Here is a 17,976-nt window from a genome sequence, read left to right on the forward strand (position 1 = left end):
GGTCATCGCTCAGCGGGCGGGTCTTGCGATGCAGATGTGCAATCAGGGGTTCGCCCTGCCAGTCCAGCAACCCTTTGTCCCGACCACCCATACGTTGGCCGCGACCGCCCGCCAGGAGCAGAATGGAGCAGGGTGGCAATTGTGAATTCGAGGTCATGGCAGGTCTCCATGGGAGCGGCGAAAAAACGGAGCGCTGTGATATAACACCGGGCTGTTTCTCCTACAACTGGACGAGCCTATGAAAGCCAAGGCTGATGTACCTTTCGCACCGCTGAATATTGCAGTGCTGACTGTCAGCGATACCCGCACACTGGAAACCGACACCTCAGGTCAGGTCTTTGTCGACGGCTTGACCGCCGCCGGTCATTACCTGGCAGCCCGGGTGTTGCTCAAAGATGACCTCTACAAAATTCGCGCGCAAGTCGCCAACTGGATTGCCGACGATGTCGTACAGGTTGTGCTGATCACCGGCGGCACCGGTTTTACCGGGCGTGACAGCACACCGGAAGCCGTCGGCTGCCTGCTGGACAAACAGGTTGATGGATTTGGTGAACTGTTCCGCCAGATCTCGGTTGCCGATATCGGCACTTCGACCGTTCAGTCCCGGGCGTTGGCCGGTCTGGCCAACGGCACGCTGGTTTGCTGCTTGCCGGGCTCCACCAATGCCGTGCGCACCGGTTGGGACGGCATACTGGCCGAGCAACTGGATTCGCGGCATCGGCCGTGCAATTTCGTGCCTCACTTGAAACAGGCAGCGCCTTGTGAATCCCGTGGGTAAGCCTGGCAAGACTGGCAGCCTGATGCCCGTCGAGCAGGCGTTGGCACGCTTGCTGGAAATGGCCGAGGCTACAAGGATTGTCGAGCGCGAACGCTTGCCGTTGGCACAGGTACAGGGGCGTGTACTGGCTGAAGACCTGGTGTCGACCCTTGACCTGCCACCCTGGCCCAACAGTGCCATGGATGGTTTTGCCTTGCGCATGGCGGACTGGACGGGAGAGCCGTTGGTGGTCAGTCAGAAGGTGTTTGCTGGCCAGGCCCCCGATCCGTTGCTGCCAGGAACCTGTGCGCGCATTTTCACCGGGGCGCCTGTTCCCGCCGGTGCCGATTGCGTCGAGATGCAGGAAAATGTCGAGGTTCAGGCGGATGAGCGAGTACGTTTCACTGAAGCCTTGACCCAAGGTCAGAACATCCGTCCGCAAGGCCAGGAAACCACCGTCGGCGAGCTGATTCTGCCGGCAGGTACGCGGTTGGGGCCGATCGAGCAAGGATTGGCTGCCTCATTGGGGTGCGCTGAGCTGGAGGTGGTTCGCAAGGTGCGTGTGGCGGTGCTGTCCACCGGCGACGAATTGATTGAGCCTGGGCAGACGCTGGGGCCGGGACAGATCTACAACAGCAACCGGGTGTTGTTGTGCAGCTGGTTGCAGCGTTTGGGGTGTGAGGTCGTCGACGCGGGCATTCTTGCGGACAATCTGGAAACCACTCGTTCCCGATTGGGTGAATTGAAGGATGTCGACCTGATCCTCTCGACCGGTGGCGTATCGGTAGGGGAAGCCGATTTTCTGGGTATCGCCTTGCGCGAAGAGGGCGAATTGACGCTGTGGAAACTCGCCATCAAGCCCGGTAAACCGTTGACCTTCGGACATTTTCGCGGTGTGCCGGTGATTGGCTTGCCGGGCAATCCGGCATCGACCCTCGTGACTTTTGCATTGTTGACCAGGCCCTATCTCCTGCGCCGTCAGGGTGTAGAAGAAGTCGAGCCGTTGAAGGTGCAGGTGCCGGCAGGGTTTGACTGGCTCCAACCTGGCAATCGGCGTGAGTATTTGCGCGGACGGCTGGAAAACGGCAGGGCGACGATCTACAAAAACCAGAGTTCTGGCGTATTGCGTAGCGCTGCCTGGGCTGATGGATTGGTAGAAGTCCTGGAAGGTCGCACGCTGGTTCAGGGCGATAGCGTTTTCTTCATTCCGCTGAGTGAAGTTCTGAGCTGATAGTTTCAGCGGCTTGGTCACACAAAACCCGGTTGATTGAACCGGGTTTTGTGTTGAAGGCCACTCAATGCGCCAGAAGCAATGAAATAACCTGCTCGAAACGGCTATTGGCGATCCAGCCAAGGAGGCCGAGGATCACGGCTGTTCCGCAGGCGGAATAGGCAAGCCTGTGCTTGATGGATTTGACGTCATCCAGGACTTCGTCCATGTCCCTGCGTAAGCTCTTGAGGTGTGTTTCCAGCTCGGTGACGCGAGGTTCCATATCAACTTCTCCCGTGGCTTTTGTGCTGTTGCGGTATTCAGCTCGATGGCCTGCATTTTTATTATCTGTGAGCGGCAAGACCGAAATGGCCGGTGATCCGAGGTTTTGGCTTTGCATGGCACGTCCTTGTGGTGTCCTGCTGTAGCCCCCAAAAGTCTACCAATTCAGGTTTCCGGTCAATTGAGCCGATTCCTCACTTTTTGTAAGAAAAATCCTGCCGTGTGGGGGGATCAAGACTGTCCGACTGGAAGTAATTCGTTTTCTTGCGACTTTTAACGGCGGGGGGCTTCTGGCGTCGACAGCATGTTTATTCGTGCGCGCCTGCCCTGGAGGGGGACAACTTGCGTTTCTCGGTTCGCCCGGCGGCGTTACTCGTGCATCTGCCTGAGGATTCGCCGCTGTTACGAGCGGGGGCGTTCTCAATTAGTTTCCCCACCGSGTTGTGCCTTAAAGCTGGCCATGCTGCGTTGCAGGCCTTGGAAAGGGAACAACCATTCCCAGCGGCCTACGCCTTGCCCGCACGGCAAACAGCACCAGGCCGGCCACATCGTAGATCTGCAGACGCTTCATGATCTGCGAGCGGTGGGTTTCTACGGTCTTGACGCTCAGCCCCAGGCCATTTGCGATCTCTCGAGTGGATTTTCCGCGAACGATCAACCGCAAGATTTCCAGCTGACGTGCCGTCAGGTTGTGCGAGTCGGCAGGTTCGGGTGGGTGCTTCTGGTTTCGGGTCAACGCCTGGTTGATCACCGTGTGGGCAATGRCCGGGCTCAGATAGCGCTCGTTGTTGCGCAAGGCCTCCAGCGCGTGCTCGAGCTCGGTCGCCGTGGTGTCCTTGAGCAGGTAGCCATGGGCTCCGGATTCCAGCGCCTGCATGATCAGGGCCGGGTCGGTGTGCATCGAGAGGATCAGGACCTTGCTCTGCGGGCGCACCCGCTTGAGTTGCTGCAAGGCTTCGAGCCCACCGGTCTGGCGCATCGAAATGTCCAGCAGGACAATATCCGGGGACAGGTGCGCGACCATCTCGAGCAACTGCGAGCCGTCACTGGCCTCACCGATGACGGCGTAGCCGGGCAGGTCCATTACCAGGGCGCGCACGCCAGCCCTGATCAGCGAGTGGTCATCCACCAGTAGTAAATTGCAAGTCAATGCATAACCTTATTCGAACTGGCCCGTTCGAGCGCACGGGGCGCCCAGGGAAAAAGAGCTTCGATTCGGGTGCCTTTGCCCGGCTCGCTGGTCACGGTCAGCGTGCCACCCAGTTGATCGATCCGTTCCGACATCCCGGCCATACCGCGTTGTCCTTCACGACCGGGGTCGGTTGCAGGCGCGAAGCCTTGACCATCATCGCTGATCTGCAACTTCAGGCCTTGTGGCAGACGCTGCAGGCATACCAGCAGGTTCTTGGCCTGGGCATGTCGAAGGATGTTGGTGACCGCTTCCTGGGTAATACGGAAAGCGGCCACGGCCATTTCCTCCGGTATGCCGGTCAGGCGTTGCTGGCATTCCAGGCTCCAGTGCAGCGGGGTGTTGGCCAGGCTCTTGAGCAGGTGCGCGCGCAGACTGGCTTCCAGCCCGAGGCTGGTCAACTGCCGGGGATTGAGAATGGCGGATACGTCACGAACTTTGGTCAGGGTTTCTTCCAGCGTGTCGCAGAGGACCGAGCATTGCTCCTGGAGTTCTTCAGGCATCCGGCGTTTGAGCCAGTCACTTTGCAGTTTTGCGGCGGTCAGCAATTGACCGATGTCGTCATGCAGTTCCCGGCTCAGCCGGTGACGCTCGTTTTCCTGAACCTGCAACAGCCGGTCGGCCAGTTCCTGGGGCTGGAATTTGATGGATTTGCGCGAGAGGCAGTACTGCACGGCTGCACTGGTCAGCGCCGCAACGTTGAGCACCAGCAATGACAGGGGCAACGGGATGGACAAGCCATAGGCCAACAGACTGCCGAGCGTCGAGCAGGCGCATAACAACAGCGTGAATGTGCGTGCATTTTCTCGGGAAGGTGGCCACGTGGCGATTGACTTGAGGCTGGCGTGCATAGCGGATGGAGCCAATGGATTTTCGCTGCGGGCAGACCGGTCATGCTGGCTGACAGGCCCCTGTTTTTTAATCTGGAGCGTCGACTTCAACGGGGTGTACTTTTTTGGAGAAATCAGCCCCAAACTGTCCGGCTGCAACCACACTGCCACTAATTGGCGTCAACTAACAGGCGGCATAGTAGCACTTAAGATACCGCTGGTCGCGTCCGTATATATGTCCGAAAAGTCAGGAGTCCAGTCGTTGGACGCTGCTTCCATAAAGAAACAAGTTGGTTGATGTGTTTGTTAAAAGAGGTCGTTTATAGCTATGAAAAAATCAATTGCGACATGTGTGCACTCAAGTTACAGCGCGGTATTGATAACCAAAGCACGCCATACGACATGGTTCGGCAAGTTCAGGCCTGTCGCTGCGAATAGGAAACGAGGGTGAGCGGCCTGGAATTGATCGGTGGTTGAAATCGGCTTTGCCCGACCTGAAAGGCAAAGGCTTCAATAAGGGTGACCTGCTCACTGTCGTCGAGACTGAGCTGTCCGGTGGTCTGGTCGATGAGTTCAAGTTGCCAGGCAATCAGGGTCAGGCAGTCTTTCAAGGCACTCAGCGCCTCGTCGTGCAGGCTCATGGTGTTCTGGGCGTGGTTCAGCAGGCCATGAATATGCAGAGAGAATTCAGATACGGCCGCCAACGCCAGGGCATCGGCCTTGTTGGCCAGCTTGAGCAGTGTGCTGAGCATGCAGTCGATGGCGTCCTTGTCATTGCTGATCAGCTGCAGATGACTCAGGCATTCCTCGGTTTTAGCCAGGAGTGTTTGCGCCTCGACGAGGAACTCCGTGAGCCGCTGGGTCCACTCTTTACGGTCGTTCGGCATACTTATCTCCACAACGTCATGTCAAATGAGGGGGATATCGAGTGTGTCGACGAGGGCGCTCGGGACCCCGGCATTGCCGAGTCGTCGGGTGAACGAGCTTCGGCTGGCCCGCAGGCAGGCAGGGGAACACGAGAGGGTGGTCGGCCACTTACTTGCGATCGCACACAAAAGCCTGACTCCGTTCATGCAATGAGAATGGCGTCACATTAATGGCTATTGGATATTGCGAATATCAGGTTGCACCTGATTGTTGATAGGGGAATCCCTTACGCAGCGGAACCTATCGCGTGAGTTGTGGTCGTGTGGCGCAGAAGTGCGGCAGATGTAATCGCAGCGCCAGTAAAGCATGATGTTAATGTGACATCAATGCCTGGGCGTGGCATTTTAGAGTGGGTCAAGCTTCGGCAAAAACAGCCGATAACATTCTTTAAGTGAATTCATCCGAACAAGACCAGGAGTCATTGATGGCCGGCATTCTCGACACGGTAGACCAACGCACGCAACTGGTGGGTGAGAATCGCCTGGAAATTCTCATGTTCCGGCTCGCCGGACGGCAATTGTTCGCGATCAACGTCTTTAAAGTACAGGAAGTCTTGCAGCTGCCAAAGTTGACGCTGATGCCACAGCGCCATCCTTTTGTGTGCGGCGTGGTCAACCTGCRTGGCCAGACCCTGCCGGTGATCGACCTGTCCCAGGCCATCGGCATGCGCCCGTTGGTGCCGGGGTCTGGCAGCACGATTATCGTCACCGAATACAACCGTTCGGTGCAGGCCTTCCTGGTCGGAGGCGTGGACCGGATCGTCAACATGAACTGGGAAGCCATCCTGCCGCCACCGAGCAGTGCCGGCCGCCAGCACTACCTGACGGCCATCAGCAAAGTCGATGATCAACTGGTGGAAATCATTGACGTCGAAAAGGTCCTGGCCGAAATCGTCCCGTACAACGCCAAAGTCTCCCGCGACAAGCTCGAAGATCCGGTACTGGAACGTGCCCGTGGCCGTGAGGTGCTGCTGGTGGATGACTCGAACGTAGCCCTGGCGCAATTGCGCGATACCCTGGGACAGCTCGGCGTGAAGATGCACATCGCCAGCGACGGGTTGAAGGCCTTGAACATGCTCAAGGCCTGGGCCGATACCGGCGTGGACATGACCGACAAACTGCTGATGGTCTTCACCGATGCGGAAATGCCGGAAATGGATGGCTATCGCCTGACCACCGAAATTCGCAACGATCCACGCCTGCGCGGCTTGTACGTGGTGCTGCACACCTCTTTGTCCGGCAGCTTCAACGATTCGATGGTCAAAAAGGTCGGCTGCGACAATTTCCTCTCCAAATTCCAGCCGGACAAACTCGTCGACGTGGTGCGCCAGCGCCTGATGCTTGACGAAGTACCGGCCTGATCAGGCCACGGGCAGTTTTTTTGGCCTTTGATTCGGTGATCAAGCTCGTATAGGGTGGCGTTTTGCCTACCAGGGAGCTGGCCATGTTGCGTCTGAGCGCGCTGTATCGTTATCCGTTGAAATCCGCCAAAGGCGAGGCCTTGCAAGCAATCGGTCTCGACAAGTTGGGGCTGGACGGCGATCGGCGCTGGATGCTGGTGGATGAAGCCAGCGGTCGCTTCCTGACCCAGCGTGCAGTGGCGCAGATGAGCCAGCTGTCGGCGTTGTGGAATGCCGAGGGTGGCTTGGCTCTCAGTGCCCCAGGCTTTGCGCCGATCGATATCGCCTTGCCCGATAGCGATGCACAACTGCGAGGCGTGACGATCTGGCGCGATACCTTGCGAGTGCCCGATGCAGGCGATGAAGCAGGGGCCTGGGTCAGCCAGTTCATCGGCAAACCGACACGCCTGGTGCAAGTGCCGCTCGAACGGGCGCGGATGACGGAGGCCGGCTACGGCAAGGATGACGATCAGGTGGCGTTCGCCGATGGCTATCCGCTGTTGCTGATTGGCCAGGCCTCTCTCGAGGACTTGTCGCAACGGGTCGGGCGCCCATTGGAGATGCTGCGTTTCCGGCCGAACCTGGTGATCGAAGGCAGTGCAGCGTTCGCCGAGGACGGCTGGAAGCGTATCCGTATCGGCGAGGTCGAGTTCCGCGTGGTCAAGTCGTGTTCACGCTGCATCCTGACCACCATCGACCCGCAAACCGGGGAGCGCAGCGACGACCGCGAACCCTTGGCCACCTTGCAGAAATACCGTTCCCAGGCGGACGGCGCCATGTTCGGCCAGAACCTGGTCAACGACGGCAACGGTCGACTCGAAGTCGGCATGCCGGTGGAGATCCTCGAGTAACTTTGCGCACAATAAAAAAATGCCCGTGTCGAAAAACACGGGCATTTTTTATTGTGGTGAAGCCCGGCGGGTTTAGCCGCGGTATTCGCACAGGTAGGCAGTGTCGACGGCCACTTTCAGCTGGAACTTGCTGTTGGCCGGCACGTTGAACTGGCTGCCGGCAGCGAAGGTTTCCCAGTCGCTGCTGTCCGGCAGCTTGACGGTCAGTGCACCGCTGACCACGTGCATGATTTCACGCTGGCTGGTGCCGAATTCGTACTCGCCCGGAGCCATGACGCCGATGGTCGCTGGACCTTCTGCGGTGCCAAAGGCGATCGACTTGACGGTGCCGTCGAAGTACTCGTTGACTTTAAACATGGGCGATTCCTCGAAAAGGGCTAAAAAGGGCCGGCCAGTATGCACAAGGCCCTTGGCGTCGTCACCTGTCTAAAGCGGCAGAACCAGCGGCAGCAGGCGTGCGGTATTGCGCGCATCTTCCAGCGCCCGGTGTTGCTGGCCGGTGAACTGCAGGCCGGCCAGTTGCAGAGCGCCGTTGAGTCCTAGCGGGCGTTCCAGGCGTCGGGCCTTGGCAAAGCGCTGTTTGAGGTTCATGTGCGGCACGTTGGCCAGCATGCTGGCGAGTCCCAGCTGCTGCCAATCCTGAAGCAGTTGTTTACGATCGTAATCGCCCCAGCTGGCCCAGCCTTCAAGTCGCACGTGGTGTTGGCCGAGCCAGCGTTCAAACGCCGGCCAGACTTCGCCCAGCGGTTGCGCGGCATCGATGTTGGCTTGGGTGATGTGCGTCAGCTCGCGGCAAAACGGCGTCAGCAACGGCCGCCGCAAAGGCCGGACGAAACGCTGGAACTGGTCCAGTTCGCGTCCCTTGCGGTCCACCAGGGTGGCGCCGATTTCAATGATTTCCATATCCGTTACGGGCCAACCACCTTCATCGGTGGTGGCCTCCAGATCAATGACCAGCCAGTGAGGCATTGCAGGTTTCCTGGTATCCGCGTCCTGTAGGGTTTGAGCGTAGCCAAACCCGGCGGTTCCGCCTAGCGGCTTATTCGACCTCCAACAGAATCTGCCGGTTTTTTACCTGATCCCCGACTTTGACTTGCAGGCGTTTGAGCACACCGTCGATGCCCGATTTCAACGGGTGCTCCATTTTCATCGCCTCCAGTACTACCAGCAACTGGCCCTTGCTCACCGGGCTGCCTTCATTGACCAGGACGTCGACAATCGCCCCGTCCATCGGTGCCTTGAGGGTGCCGGAGCTGGCACCGGCCTGGCTGGTCACCTGCGCCTGGGTGCGATCCTCAAATTGCAGGCTGCCCGGGCGGGTAAACAGCCAGAGCTGCCCGGCCTCCAGGCGATAAGCGTGGCGCTGGCGGATGCCATCAATCTCAAGGGTGGCCCAGCGTCCATCGTTGTGGATGATCTTCAGTGCGAGGTTGTGCCCGGCGACCTGAATGTGCAACGGCTCGCCGGGGATTGCCCGCAACGCTACCGGCCAATCCTGATCCTGCAGGCCAATGCGATAGTGCAGTGGCACGCTGGCGTTGTTGCGCCAACCGCAAAGCGCGGCCGGATGAGCCTGCGCTGAGGCCTGATAGAAGAGGGCGGTGGCGATGGCCAGGTGATGCGCGCCCGGGGCATGGGACTGCAGGCAGGCATGCTCGGAAAAATGCTGCGCGATGAACCCGGTGCTGAAGTCCCCGCAGGCGAACTGCGGGTGTTCCAGCAGGCTGGCGAGCAAGCGCTGATTGCTTTGCACGCCCAGCAGCACGCTGTCTTGTACCGCCCGCAGCAATTTGCGTCGGGCTTCCTCGCGGGTGGCGCCGTGGGCGATGAACTTGCCGAGCATCGGGTCGTAGAAGGGGCTGATGATCTGGCCTTCGATCAGGCCGTGGTCGATCCGCACGCCGCCCTGCAATTCCGGTTCCCAGGCCACGACGCGCCCGGTTTGCGGCAGAAAACCCTGAGCCGGATCTTCGGCATACAGGCGTACTTCCATGGCGTGCCCGTGGAGTTGCACCTGCTCCTGGCGCAAGGGCAGCGGCTGCCCTTCGGCGATATTCAACTGCCAGGCCACCAGGTCCAGGCCGGTGATCAGTTCGGTCACCGGGTGCTCCACTTGTAGCCGGGTGTTCATCTCCAGAAAGTAAAACTGCCCGCGTGCATCCAGCAAAAACTCCACGGTGCCCGCACCGACGTACTGCACCGCGCGCCCGGCCTTGAGCGCTGCTTCGCCCATGGCCTGCCGCAGTTCAGGCGTCATCACTGGGCAGGGTGCTTCCTCGATGACTTTCTGATGCCGGCGCTGCACCGAACAGTCGCGCTCACCGAGGTAAATCAGGTTGCCATGCCGGTCACCGAACAGCTGGACCTCGACGTGACGGGGTTCGACCAATGCCTGTTCGAGAATCAGTTCGCCGCTGCCAAAACCGTTCAGGGCTTCGGAGCGCGCGGTGCGAATCTGTTCCAGCAAGTCGCTGGCGTTGTGCACCAGGCGCATGCCGCGTCCACCGCCGCCCGCACTGGCCTTGATCATCAACGGATAGCCGATGCGTCCGGCTTCGCGGCTCAGGGTCGCGTCGTCCTGCCCGTCGCCTTGATAACCGTCGATGCAAGGCACACCGGCTTCGAGCATGGCGAGCTTCGACAGGCGCTTGCTGCCCATCAGTTCGATGGCCTCGGGGCTGGGGCCGATGAAGGTGATGCCGGCGTCCTGGCAGGCGAGGGCAAACCCGGCGTTTTCCGAGAGGAAGCCGTAGCCCGGATGGATCGCATCCGCGCCCGTGCGCCGGGCCGCGTCGAGGATGGCCTGGATGTTCAGGTAAGACTGGTGCACGGGGGCCGGCCCGATGTTGACCGCCTCGTCAGCCATCTGCACGTGCAGGGCATCGGCGTCGGCGTCGCTGAACACGGCGACGGTGCGATAGCCCAGCGCCTGGGCCGTGCGCTGGATGCGGCAGGCGATTTCACCGCGGTTGGCGATGAGGATTTTTTTGAGTCCGGGCATGGGTAGGCTCTCTGATTTTTAGCAGTGTCTGGTCGGGCCTCATCGCGAGCAAGCTCGCTCCCACATTGGATTTATGTCGTTCATAAACCCTGTGGGAGCGAGCTTGCTCGCGATGCTTTTCAGGAGGCCCACCCCGGTTTGCGTTTTTGCACGAAGGCCATCGTTCCCTCGATGCCTTCGGCTCCGGTCACCGCCTCGCTGAACCATTCAGCCGCTTGATCAAGCAACTCATCCGACGGCTCTCCGGCACTCGCCAGCAAGAGTTTCTTGGTCATCGCATTCGCCCCCGGCGCACAACACAACACATGGGCCAACACCTCATCGAGACGCTCGGCCAGGGCCTGCGGATCATGCTCGACAAAATGCACCAGCCCCATGCGGCGCGCCTGGTGGCCATCAAAGCGGGCCGCGGTCAGGGCCAGTCTTCGGGCCTGGGTCAAGCCGATGCGCTGCACCACGAATGGCGCGATCTGCGCCGGCAGCAGGCCGAGGCTGGTTTCCGGCAGGCCGAATTGCGCCTGGTGATCGGCCAGGGCGATATCGCTGACACAGGCCAGGCCGAAACCACCGCCAAGCACCGCGCCTTGCAGCACCGTGATCACCACTTGCGGTGCGTGTTGCACCTCTTGCAGCAGCGCACCGAACACCCGGTTCAAATCACAGTGAGCGCTGGAACCCTGAGCACGGGCACTGGCCATGTCCTTGAGATCGCCGCCGGCGCAGAAGTGGCCTCCGGCACCGCCGATCACCAGCGCGCGAACCCCCCGGTCATCGCGCACGGCTGCCAGCACCGAACGCAACTCGGTGACCATCTGCAAGCTCATCGCATTGCGGCTGTCCGGGCGATTGAGGGTGATGTGCAATACGCCGCTGTGCAGTTCCAGCAGCAAAGTCTGGCAAACCGGCAGGTTGTTCATTTCTTTTTCCCCGGCAGGATGCCCATCAGTTTGCAGATGATCCCCAGCATGATTTCGTCGGCGCCGCCGCCGATCGACACCAGCCGTACATCGCGGTAAGCCCGGGCCACCGGGTTGTCCCACATGAAGCCCATGCCGCCCCAGTATTGCAGGCAACTGTCACTGACTTCCCGACCCAGCCGTCCGGCCTTGAGCTTGGCCATGGAGGCCAGGCGCGTGACGTCCTGGCCTTTGATGTATTGCTCGGTGGCCTGATAGACCAGCGCCCGCAGGCATTCGATTTCGGTTTGCAGTTCCGCCAGGCGGAAGTGGATCACCTGATTGTCGATCAGCGCGTTGCCGAAGGTCTTACGCTCCTTGCAGTATTCGATGGTGCTGTCGACGCAATACTCCAGGCCCTTGATCATGTTGGCCGCGCCGAACAGGCGTTCCTCCTGGAACTGCAACATCTGCATCATGAACCCCGCGCCTTCATGGCCGATGCGGTTGCGTTGCGGTACGCGCACGTTGTCGAAAAACACCTGGGCGGTTTCCGAGCTGCGCATGCCGAGCTTGTCCAGGTGTGAGCTCAAGCTGATGCCCTGCGTGTTCATCGGCACCATGATCAGCGACTTGTTGATGTGCGGTTTGTCGTCCGAGGTGTTGACCAGCAGGCAGATGAAGTCGGCGCTCGGCGAGTTGGTGATCCACATCTTGCTGCCGTTGATCACATAATCATCGCCGTCCTTGCGCGCTGTGGTTTTCAAGCCGGCAACGTCAGAGCCGGCGCCGACTTCGGAGACACCGATGCAGCCGACCTGCTCGCCGCTGATGGCCGGGCGCAGGAATTCGTCGCGCAACTCATCGGAGCCGAACCGTGCCAGCGCAGGCGTACACATGTCGGTCTGCACGCCGATGGACATCGGTATGCCGCCGCAGTGAATGGTGCCGAACTCTTCGGCCGCGACGATCGAATAGCTGTAGTCGAGGCCCATGCCGCCGAATTTTTCCGGCTTGGAAATCCCCAGGAGGCCGAGGTCGCCAGCCTTGCGGAAGATATCGTGGATGGGGAAGCGCCCGGCCTTTTCCCATTCCTCGACGTGCGGGTTGATCTCGTGCTCGACGAATTGGCGCACGGTGCGGCGCAGTGCTTCGTGTTCCTGGGTGAAGATCATTTTTATTGTTCTCCTCTGATCGCCCTTAGAAGCGGGCTACACCAAAACTGTTGGCTTGCAGTGGCCGCACTTCGGCCTCATGACAGATATCCAGCAAGTAACCGAGCAAGGTCCGGGTATCGCGCGGGTCGATCAAACCGTCGTCCCACAGGTTGGCGCTGCCATAGAGCGCCGTGGACTGGCTGTCGAGTTTCTGCGCGGTGACCTGTTCGAGCATGTCGAGGATTTTCGGGTCGGGCACCAGGCCGTCCTTGGCCTGTTTGGCCTCGGTGACGATGCGCAGCACTTTGCCCGCTTGTGCACCGCCCATCACGGCGGTGCGGCTGTTGGGCCAGGCGAAGATGAAACGCGGGTCGAGGCCGCGTCCGCACATCGCATAGTTGCCGGCGCCATATGAGCCGCCAACGACGATGCTCAGCTTCGGCACCCGGGCRTTGGCCACCGCCTGGATCATCTTCGCSCCGTGYTTGATCACSCCYTGCTGYTCSGATTCGGTGCCSACCATGAASCCGGTGGTRTTGTGGAARAACAGCAGCGGCGTSYGGCTCTGGTCGCACAGCTGGATGAACTGCGCGGCCTTGCTTGCACCTTTTGGCGTGATCGGGCCGTTGTTGCCGATGAAACCACAGGCGCGCCCCTGAATTTTCAGGTGACCGCAGACGGTCTGCTGATCGAACTCGCCCTTGAATTCAAGAAAGTTCGAAGCGTCGGCAATCCGGGCGATGATCTCGCGTACGTCGTAGGGTTTTTTCGGGTCATCCGGGATCAGGCCCAGCAGTTCGTCGATGGGGTAAAGCGGTTCTTCCCAATGCCGTTCGGGCTGGCGGGGCAACTGCTCGTTCCACGGCAGCAGGCTGACAATCTCGCGTACCTGACGCACACCGTCGGCGTCGTTTTCAGCCAGGTATTCGGCGGTGCCGGCGGTTTGTGCGTGCATCTCGGCGCCGCCCAGTTCTTCATCGGTCGCGACTTCGCCGGTGGCGGCCTTGAGCAATGGCGGGCCGGCGAGAAACAGCTTGGCCTTGCCGCGCACCACCACCACGTAATCCGACAGCCCCGGCTGATAGGCACCGCCCGCCGTGGCCGAGCCGTGCACCACAGTGACCTGCGGCAACCCCATGGCCGACATCCGCGCCTGATTGGCAAAGCTGCGCGCACCTTCGACGAAAATCTCCGCCGCGTAATTGAGGTTGGCACCGCCGCTTTCGGCGAGGGTGATCACCGGCAGTTTGTTTTCCATGGCGATCCGTTGCAGGCGCAGGGATTTTTTCAAACCGCTGGGGGAAATGGTCCCGCCCTTGATTGCGCTGTTGTTCGCCACCACCAGCACCCGCACGCCGCAGACATAGCCGATGCCGGCGATCAAGCCGCCACCGGCGCAGCTGCCGTCCTTGTCGTCGTGCAGCTTGTAGCCGGCCAGGCTCGCCAGTTCAAGAAACGGCGCGCCGGGGTCCAGCAGTAGATTGAGGCGTTCACGGGGCAATAACTGACCGCGTTTTTCGAACCTGGGTTTGGCTTCGGCAGCCTTGTTCAGCAGGTTCTGTTCGAGCACGCGAACCTGCTCGATGGCGCTCAGCATCGCTTCACGGTTCTGGGCGAACGGCTCGCTGTGGGGATCGAGTAACGACTGAATCACCGGCATGGGTTATTCCTTGTCCTTCAATACGTCTGGTACGTAGGCACGGTGGAAACCGTTGTACGACTCGCTGTTGGTCGCCTTATGAATCGGCCAGGCGCGCCCGCCGAGGCTGGCGGCGCCGTCGATGCGCAAGGTGCTGCCGCTGACGAACGCCGCTGCCGGGCTGAGCAGGAAAACAATCGCCGCGCTGACTTCCGATTCGGTGCCGATGCGCTTGAGCGGCACGTGTTCGCGCAACGTCGGAATCGCAGCCTTGAAGGCGCCTTCGTAGGTGTCCATGCCACTGGAGGCAATCCAGCCCGGCGCCACGGCGTTGACCCGCACCCCGGCATGCCCCCATTCGTACGCGGCGGTCTTGGTCAGATTGTCCATGCCCGAACGTGCCGCGCCGGAGTGGCCCATACCGGGCATGCCGCCCCACATGTCGGCGAGCATGTTGACGATGGCGCCGCCGTGCTTGCTCATGGACTGGTTGAACACTTCCCGGGCCATCAGGAAACCGCCCACCAGATTGGTGCGCATCACGGTTTCGAAACCCTTCTGATTGATCGAGGCCAGGGGCGACGGGTACTGCCCGCCCGCATTATTGACCAGGCCATGAATGGGGCCATGCTTGCGAATCAATTCGCTGACCAGGTGCTGCACCGGTTCTTCCTCGCGGATGTCGCAAACCGCCCAATCGGCCTTGCCGCCGTCTTCGACAATCTCTGCCGCAACGGTTTTCAGCTTGTCGGCCTTGCGCCCGACCAGCAGCACATGGGCGCCGAGGGCCGCCAGTTCGTGGGCGGTGCAGCGGCCGATGCCACTGCCACCACCGGTGACGATGATGTTTTGGCCGGCAAACAAATCGGCTTTGAAAATCGAATCGTAGGCCATGGCGGCAATCCTCTAGTTGAACTGGTCGGCGATGCGCTGCGGCACCGGAATCTGGATTTCCAGCAGTTGCTGGGCGAAGGCTTTGCCTTGCGGATCGATGCGCAAGCTGGCGACACCACCGCCGCCGAGGGCGTTTTCCAGCAGGAAATTCAGGCTGTGACTGGCGGGCAAGTACCAGCGTTCGACTCGCCCGTGGATGGGATCGAGGACGTGGCCCATCCAGTCGACGATCACTTCCGGGGTCAAGGCTTCGGCGATCCACGGCAGGAACTCGGGCTCGCGGGCCATGACGCCGATGTTGCTGTGGTTGCCCTTGTCGCCAGAGCGAGCGACCGCCAGTTTGACCAGGGCCACGCTGGCGTCGGCCAGGCCCGTCGGTTTCGGTGGCGCGAGCGGGGCTGGCAGGTCCAGCGGATCGAGCACATCGAGGGCGGGCAGGGCACACCGGTGGCGCTGGCCCATGCAATCAATGTCCAGCGTGCAGGCGGTTTTGTCGATCAGGAACGAGAACAGCCGGATCAGCGGATACACCGTCGGCCGGCCACCGACAATGCCGGTCAGCCCCGGCGCCATGCCGGTGGCGGCCTGGGCAATTTCCCGGGAGAACACGATCAATGCCTGCTTGTCCGGATGGCGTACTGCGAGTTTGATCACCACTTCGCGGCTGTCCTGACGCTGGCCGTGGGGGCCGTAGGTGGCTTCGCTGCCCAGCAACTCGATATTCACGTCGCTGTAGGTTGCCCAGCCGCGCTGGCGGAACATTTCCGAGGTCTTGTTGATGATCGCCGCGCTGACTCGCCGCGCCTTGTCGACGGCGTCGATGCCGGCAATCAGGCAACTGGCGGTGCAGCGAAAACCATCGGGGTAGGTGGCGCTGACCTTGTATTGAGCGGTCGGCGGCAGGCCTTTGGCGCCGTGCACCTGCACCGCGTTCCTGCCTTGTTGCAGCAGTTTGACCTGAGTGAAATCGCACACCACGTCGGGCAGCAGATACGCGCGGGGATCACCGATTTCGTACAGCATCTGTTCGCCCACCGTCAGCGGCGTGACCAGCCCGCCGGTCCCTTCGGGTTTGCTGACGATGAACTGGCTGTCGGCGCTGACTTCGACGATGGGAAAGCCGATGTGTTCGTAGTCGGGGACGTCGCGCCAATCCGTGAAGTTGCCGCCCGTGCACTGGGCACCGCATTCGATGATGTGCCCGGCCAATGCTGCCTGGGCGAGCTTGTCGTAGTCGTGCCACGACCAGCCGAACTCATGCACCAGCGCGGCGCTGACCACCGCACTGTCGACCACGCGCCCGGTGATCACGATGTCCGCCCCCAGACGCAGGGCTTCGACGATGCCGGGTGCACCGAGGTAGGCATTGGTCGAGACACACATCGATGGCAAAGGTGCGCCGCTGAACATTTCATGAATGCCCAGGTTGCCTAGCTGTTTGAATTGCGGCTGCAGATCGTCACCCAGCAGCACGGCAATCTTCAGGGCCACCCCGGCCTTGTCGCAGGCTGCTTGCAGGGCGGCGGCGCAGGCTTGGGGATTGACCCCGCCGGCATTGCTGATGACCCGGATGTTGTGCGCCGCGAGTTGCTGCAGCAAGGGCACGAGGACTTCGATGAAGTCGCCCGCATAGCCGGCCTGGGGATCTTTCATCCGCGCGCCGGCCATGATCGACAGAGTGATCTCGGCCAGGTAGTCGAAGACCAGATAGTCCAGATGCCCGTGTTCCACGAGTTGCGCGGCAGCGGTCGAGGTATCGCCCCAGAAGGCGCTGGCACAACCGATGCGAATTGTTTTAGGCGCAGTCCATTCCATAGCCACCTCCAACCGAAGTGCGTCGACATTACCAAGCAAGCGCTTGGTTTGTAAATGACTTGATTATCTTCTGCCCAAGCGCTTGCTTGGTTGCATCCATGMGCTTAAATTGCCCGCGCAACYCCGGTGTTTTCGGGGGATCGGCGTTATTGATTGATCGACTGTAGGAGAGAAYGGGTGGAYGAGCAAAAAGCCCTGAGGGTCATGCGYSARTTGGTSGACGACGGCCAATTGACCGACCCGGACAGCGCCCGTGGCAAGCTGCTGCAAGTGGCGGCCCACCTGTTCCGCAATAAAGGCTATGAACGCACGACCGTGCGCGATCTGGCTGGCGCCGTGGGTATTCAGTCCGGGAGTATTTTCCATCACTTCAAAAGCAAGGACGAAATCCTGCGCGCCGTGATGGAGGAAACCATACGCTACAACACCGCGTTGATGCGTGCGGCCATCGCCGAGGCCGGCAATGTGCGCGAGCGGGTGCTGGCCTTGATCCGGTGTGAATTGCAGTCGATCATGGGCGGCAGCGGCGAGGCCATGGCCGTGCTGGTCTACGAATGGCGCTCGCTGTCCGAAGACGGCCAGGCCAAGGTCCTGGCGCTGCGGGATATCTACGAAGACATCTGGATGCAAGTACTGGGCGAAGCCAAGACCGCCGGTTTTATCCGCGGCGATGTGTTTATCACCCGACGGTTCCTGACCGGCGCATTGTCCTGGACCACCACCTGGTTTCGCGCCGACGGCAACATGAGCCTCGATCAGTTGGCTGATGAAGCGTTGATTCTGGTGCTGGAAGACCGGCAATAAAGTTGTAATGGCCAGCATTAAACTGGCTAACTGGACAAAACCGCCTAGCTTGAATGCATTGATGCTGTTTTATTGGGGAGTGGGGTTGTTTTGATGGATTCGCCGATTCGGACAGCCTCGCAGCTTTTGCTGGCGATGCTTGCAGCGTCAACGGTGATGCCGTCCCAGGCTGCGCAGCTGGTGCGCATTGGTGCCGCGCACTTTCCGCCCTATACCGTGCGCCCGGAATCCGGGGCCGATACCGGGTTGCTGCCGCAACTGGTCGAGGCTCTGAATGCGTCGCAAAGTGACTACCAGTTTGTCCTGGTGCCCACGTCCATTGCCC

At 60.6% G+C, this 17,976-nt stretch carries 18 protein-coding genes and 2 pseudogenes; 7 read left to right on the forward strand and 13 right to left on the reverse strand.

The window, feature by feature from the left end:
* Window positions 1-157, reverse strand: a 157-nt coding sequence (locus tag AC1DVH_RS18075; protein WP_477754969.1) for an NTP transferase domain-containing protein, incomplete at its 3' end; no start/stop codon positions are given.
* An 81-nt stretch (window positions 158-238) separates the two neighbouring features.
* On the opposite strand from AC1DVH_RS18075, the gene moaB reads away from it, so the two are divergent.
* Together moaB and AC1DVH_RS18085 are read left to right on the forward strand one after the other, a co-directional pair.
* Window positions 239-778, forward strand: a complete 540-nt coding sequence (moaB, locus tag AC1DVH_RS18080; RefSeq protein ID WP_223456911.1) for a molybdenum cofactor biosynthesis protein B — start codon at window positions 239-241, stop codon at window positions 776-778.
* A complete protein-coding gene (locus AC1DVH_RS18085; protein ID WP_477754955.1) occupies window positions 762-1,988 on the forward strand; it encodes a molybdopterin molybdotransferase MoeA in 1,227 nt (408 codons plus the stop codon). Before moaB ends, AC1DVH_RS18085 begins: the two co-directional genes overlap by 17 nt.
* Window positions 1,989-2,052: 64 nt before the next feature.
* On the opposite strand, the gene AC1DVH_RS18090 is transcribed toward AC1DVH_RS18085, so the two are convergent.
* Window positions 2,053-2,367: a hypothetical protein gene (locus tag AC1DVH_RS18090; RefSeq protein ID WP_477754956.1), complete on the reverse strand. Its 315-nt coding sequence runs from the start codon at window positions 2,365-2,367 to the stop codon at window positions 2,053-2,055.
* A 174-nt stretch (window positions 2,368-2,541) separates the two neighbouring features.
* Here AC1DVH_RS18090 and AC1DVH_RS18095 point away from each other — a divergent pair.
* Window positions 2,542-2,660, forward strand: a pseudogene (locus AC1DVH_RS18095) (lipid kinase YegS); the annotation flags it as partial.
* 37 nt (window positions 2,661-2,697) lie between these two features.
* On the opposite strand, the gene AC1DVH_RS18100 reads toward AC1DVH_RS18095, so the two are convergent.
* The 3 genes from AC1DVH_RS18100 to AC1DVH_RS18110 form a co-directional block, all read right to left on the reverse strand.
* Window positions 2,698-3,399, reverse strand: a complete 702-nt coding sequence (locus tag AC1DVH_RS18100; RefSeq protein WP_477754957.1) for a response regulator — start codon at window positions 3,397-3,399, stop codon at window positions 2,698-2,700.
* A complete protein-coding gene (locus tag AC1DVH_RS18105) occupies window positions 3,396-4,289 on the reverse strand; it encodes a sensor histidine kinase (RefSeq protein WP_477754970.1) in 894 nt (297 codons plus the stop codon). The genes AC1DVH_RS18100 and AC1DVH_RS18105 overlap by 4 nt, the downstream gene beginning before the upstream one ends.
* A 395-nt stretch (window positions 4,290-4,684) precedes the next feature.
* The gene (locus AC1DVH_RS18110; protein ID WP_477754958.1) at window positions 4,685-5,155 is read right to left on the reverse strand and encodes a hypothetical protein; all 471 of its coding nucleotides are present in this window, start codon (window positions 5,153-5,155) and stop codon (window positions 4,685-4,687) included.
* 464 nt (window positions 5,156-5,619) lie between these two features.
* Between AC1DVH_RS18110 and AC1DVH_RS18115 the strand changes: the two genes are divergently transcribed.
* Together AC1DVH_RS18115 and AC1DVH_RS18120 are read left to right on the forward strand one after the other, a co-directional pair.
* The gene (locus AC1DVH_RS18115; protein ID WP_477754959.1) at window positions 5,620-6,555 is read left to right on the forward strand and encodes a chemotaxis protein CheV; all 936 of its coding nucleotides are present in this window, start codon (window positions 5,620-5,622) and stop codon (window positions 6,553-6,555) included.
* Between the two features lie 83 nt (window positions 6,556-6,638).
* On the forward strand, window positions 6,639-7,445 hold the full coding sequence (locus AC1DVH_RS18120) for an MOSC domain-containing protein (protein ID WP_477754960.1): 807 nt from the start codon (window positions 6,639-6,641) through the stop codon (window positions 7,443-7,445).
* A gap of 72 nt (window positions 7,446-7,517) precedes the next feature.
* Here the strand turns inward: AC1DVH_RS18120 and ppnP are convergent, their stop codons facing one another.
* From ppnP to AC1DVH_RS18160, 8 genes are all read right to left on the reverse strand, one after another.
* Complete coding sequence (ppnP, locus tag AC1DVH_RS18125) at window positions 7,518-7,802, reverse strand: pyrimidine/purine nucleoside phosphorylase (RefSeq protein ID WP_007940055.1); 285 nt, start codon at window positions 7,800-7,802, stop codon at window positions 7,518-7,520.
* A gap of 69 nt (window positions 7,803-7,871) precedes the next feature.
* Window positions 7,872-8,414: a 3'-5' exonuclease gene (locus AC1DVH_RS18130; protein ID WP_477754961.1), complete on the reverse strand. Its 543-nt coding sequence runs from the start codon at window positions 8,412-8,414 to the stop codon at window positions 7,872-7,874.
* 70 nt (window positions 8,415-8,484) lie between these two features.
* Window positions 8,485-10,446, reverse strand: coding sequence for an acetyl/propionyl/methylcrotonyl-CoA carboxylase subunit alpha (locus tag AC1DVH_RS18135; protein ID WP_477754962.1), 1,962 nt, complete (start codon window positions 10,444-10,446; stop codon window positions 8,485-8,487).
* A 119-nt stretch (window positions 10,447-10,565) separates the two neighbouring features.
* Complete coding sequence (locus tag AC1DVH_RS18140) at window positions 10,566-11,363, reverse strand: enoyl-CoA hydratase/isomerase family protein (RefSeq protein ID WP_477754963.1); 798 nt, start codon at window positions 11,361-11,363, stop codon at window positions 10,566-10,568.
* Window positions 11,360-12,517 carry a citronellyl-CoA dehydrogenase gene (gene atuD / locus AC1DVH_RS18145; protein ID WP_477754964.1) on the reverse strand — a complete coding sequence of 386 codons (1,158 nt, stop codon included), beginning with the start codon at window positions 12,515-12,517 and terminating at the stop codon, window positions 11,360-11,362. Before atuD ends, AC1DVH_RS18140 begins: the two co-directional genes overlap by 4 nt.
* A gap of 25 nt (window positions 12,518-12,542) precedes the next feature.
* A complete protein-coding gene (gene atuC, locus AC1DVH_RS18150; protein ID WP_477754965.1) occupies window positions 12,543-14,159 on the reverse strand; it encodes a geranyl-CoA carboxylase subunit beta in 1,617 nt (538 codons plus the stop codon).
* 3 nt (window positions 14,160-14,162) lie between these two features.
* Window positions 14,163-15,032, reverse strand: a complete 870-nt coding sequence (locus AC1DVH_RS18155) for an SDR family oxidoreductase (RefSeq protein WP_477754966.1) — start codon at window positions 15,030-15,032, stop codon at window positions 14,163-14,165.
* A gap of 12 nt (window positions 15,033-15,044) precedes the next feature.
* Window positions 15,045-16,847 (reverse strand): acyclic terpene utilization AtuA family protein, encoded by a 1,803-nt coding sequence (locus AC1DVH_RS18160; RefSeq protein ID WP_477754967.1) that lies wholly within the window; start codon window positions 16,845-16,847, stop codon window positions 15,045-15,047.
* A 177-nt stretch (window positions 16,848-17,024) separates the two neighbouring features.
* Here AC1DVH_RS18160 and AC1DVH_RS18165 point away from each other — a divergent pair, with 177 nt between their 5' ends.
* Together AC1DVH_RS18165 and AC1DVH_RS18170 are read left to right on the forward strand one after the other, a co-directional pair.
* A complete protein-coding gene (locus AC1DVH_RS18165) occupies window positions 17,025-17,651 on the forward strand; it encodes a TetR/AcrR family transcriptional regulator (RefSeq protein ID WP_477754968.1) in 627 nt (208 codons plus the stop codon).
* Between the two features lie 93 nt (window positions 17,652-17,744).
* Window positions 17,745-17,976 (forward strand): annotated as a pseudogene (locus tag AC1DVH_RS18170) (amino acid ABC transporter substrate-binding protein); the annotation flags it as partial.

It is taken from the genome of Pseudomonas sp. P4_C3 (assembly GCF_056402075.1).

Excerpts from the sequence above, each read along its gene's own strand:
- moaB (WP_223456911.1), top strand. The coding sequence starts at position 239 with ATGAAAGCCAAGGCTGATGTACCTTTCGCACCGCTGAATATTGCAGTG.
- AC1DVH_RS18090 (WP_477754956.1), bottom strand. The coding sequence starts at position 2,367 with ATGCAAAGCCAAAACCTCGGATCACCGGCCATTTCGGTCTTGCCGCTC.
- AC1DVH_RS18105 (WP_477754970.1), bottom strand. The coding sequence starts at position 4,289 with ATGCACGCCAGCCTCAAGTCAATCGCCACGTGGCCACCTTCCCGAGAA.
- AC1DVH_RS18110 (WP_477754958.1), bottom strand. The coding sequence starts at position 5,155 with ATGCCGAACGACCGTAAAGAGTGGACCCAGCGGCTCACGGAGTTCCTC.
- AC1DVH_RS18120 (WP_477754960.1), top strand. The coding sequence starts at position 6,639 with ATGTTGCGTCTGAGCGCGCTGTATCGTTATCCGTTGAAATCCGCCAAA.
- ppnP (WP_007940055.1), bottom strand. The coding sequence starts at position 7,802 with ATGTTTAAAGTCAACGAGTACTTCGACGGCACCGTCAAGTCGATCGCC.
- AC1DVH_RS18130 (WP_477754961.1), bottom strand. The coding sequence starts at position 8,414 with ATGCCTCACTGGCTGGTCATTGATCTGGAGGCCACCACCGATGAAGGT.
- AC1DVH_RS18135 (WP_477754962.1), bottom strand. The coding sequence starts at position 10,446 with ATGCCCGGACTCAAAAAAATCCTCATCGCCAACCGCGGTGAAATCGCC.
- AC1DVH_RS18140 (WP_477754963.1), bottom strand. The coding sequence starts at position 11,363 with ATGAACAACCTGCCGGTTTGCCAGACTTTGCTGCTGGAACTGCACAGC.
- atuD (WP_477754964.1), bottom strand. The coding sequence starts at position 12,517 with ATGATCTTCACCCAGGAACACGAAGCACTGCGCCGCACCGTGCGCCAA.
- AC1DVH_RS18155 (WP_477754966.1), bottom strand. The coding sequence starts at position 15,032 with ATGGCCTACGATTCGATTTTCAAAGCCGATTTGTTTGCCGGCCAAAAC.
- AC1DVH_RS18160 (WP_477754967.1), bottom strand. The coding sequence starts at position 16,847 with ATGGAATGGACTGCGCCTAAAACAATTCGCATCGGTTGTGCCAGCGCC.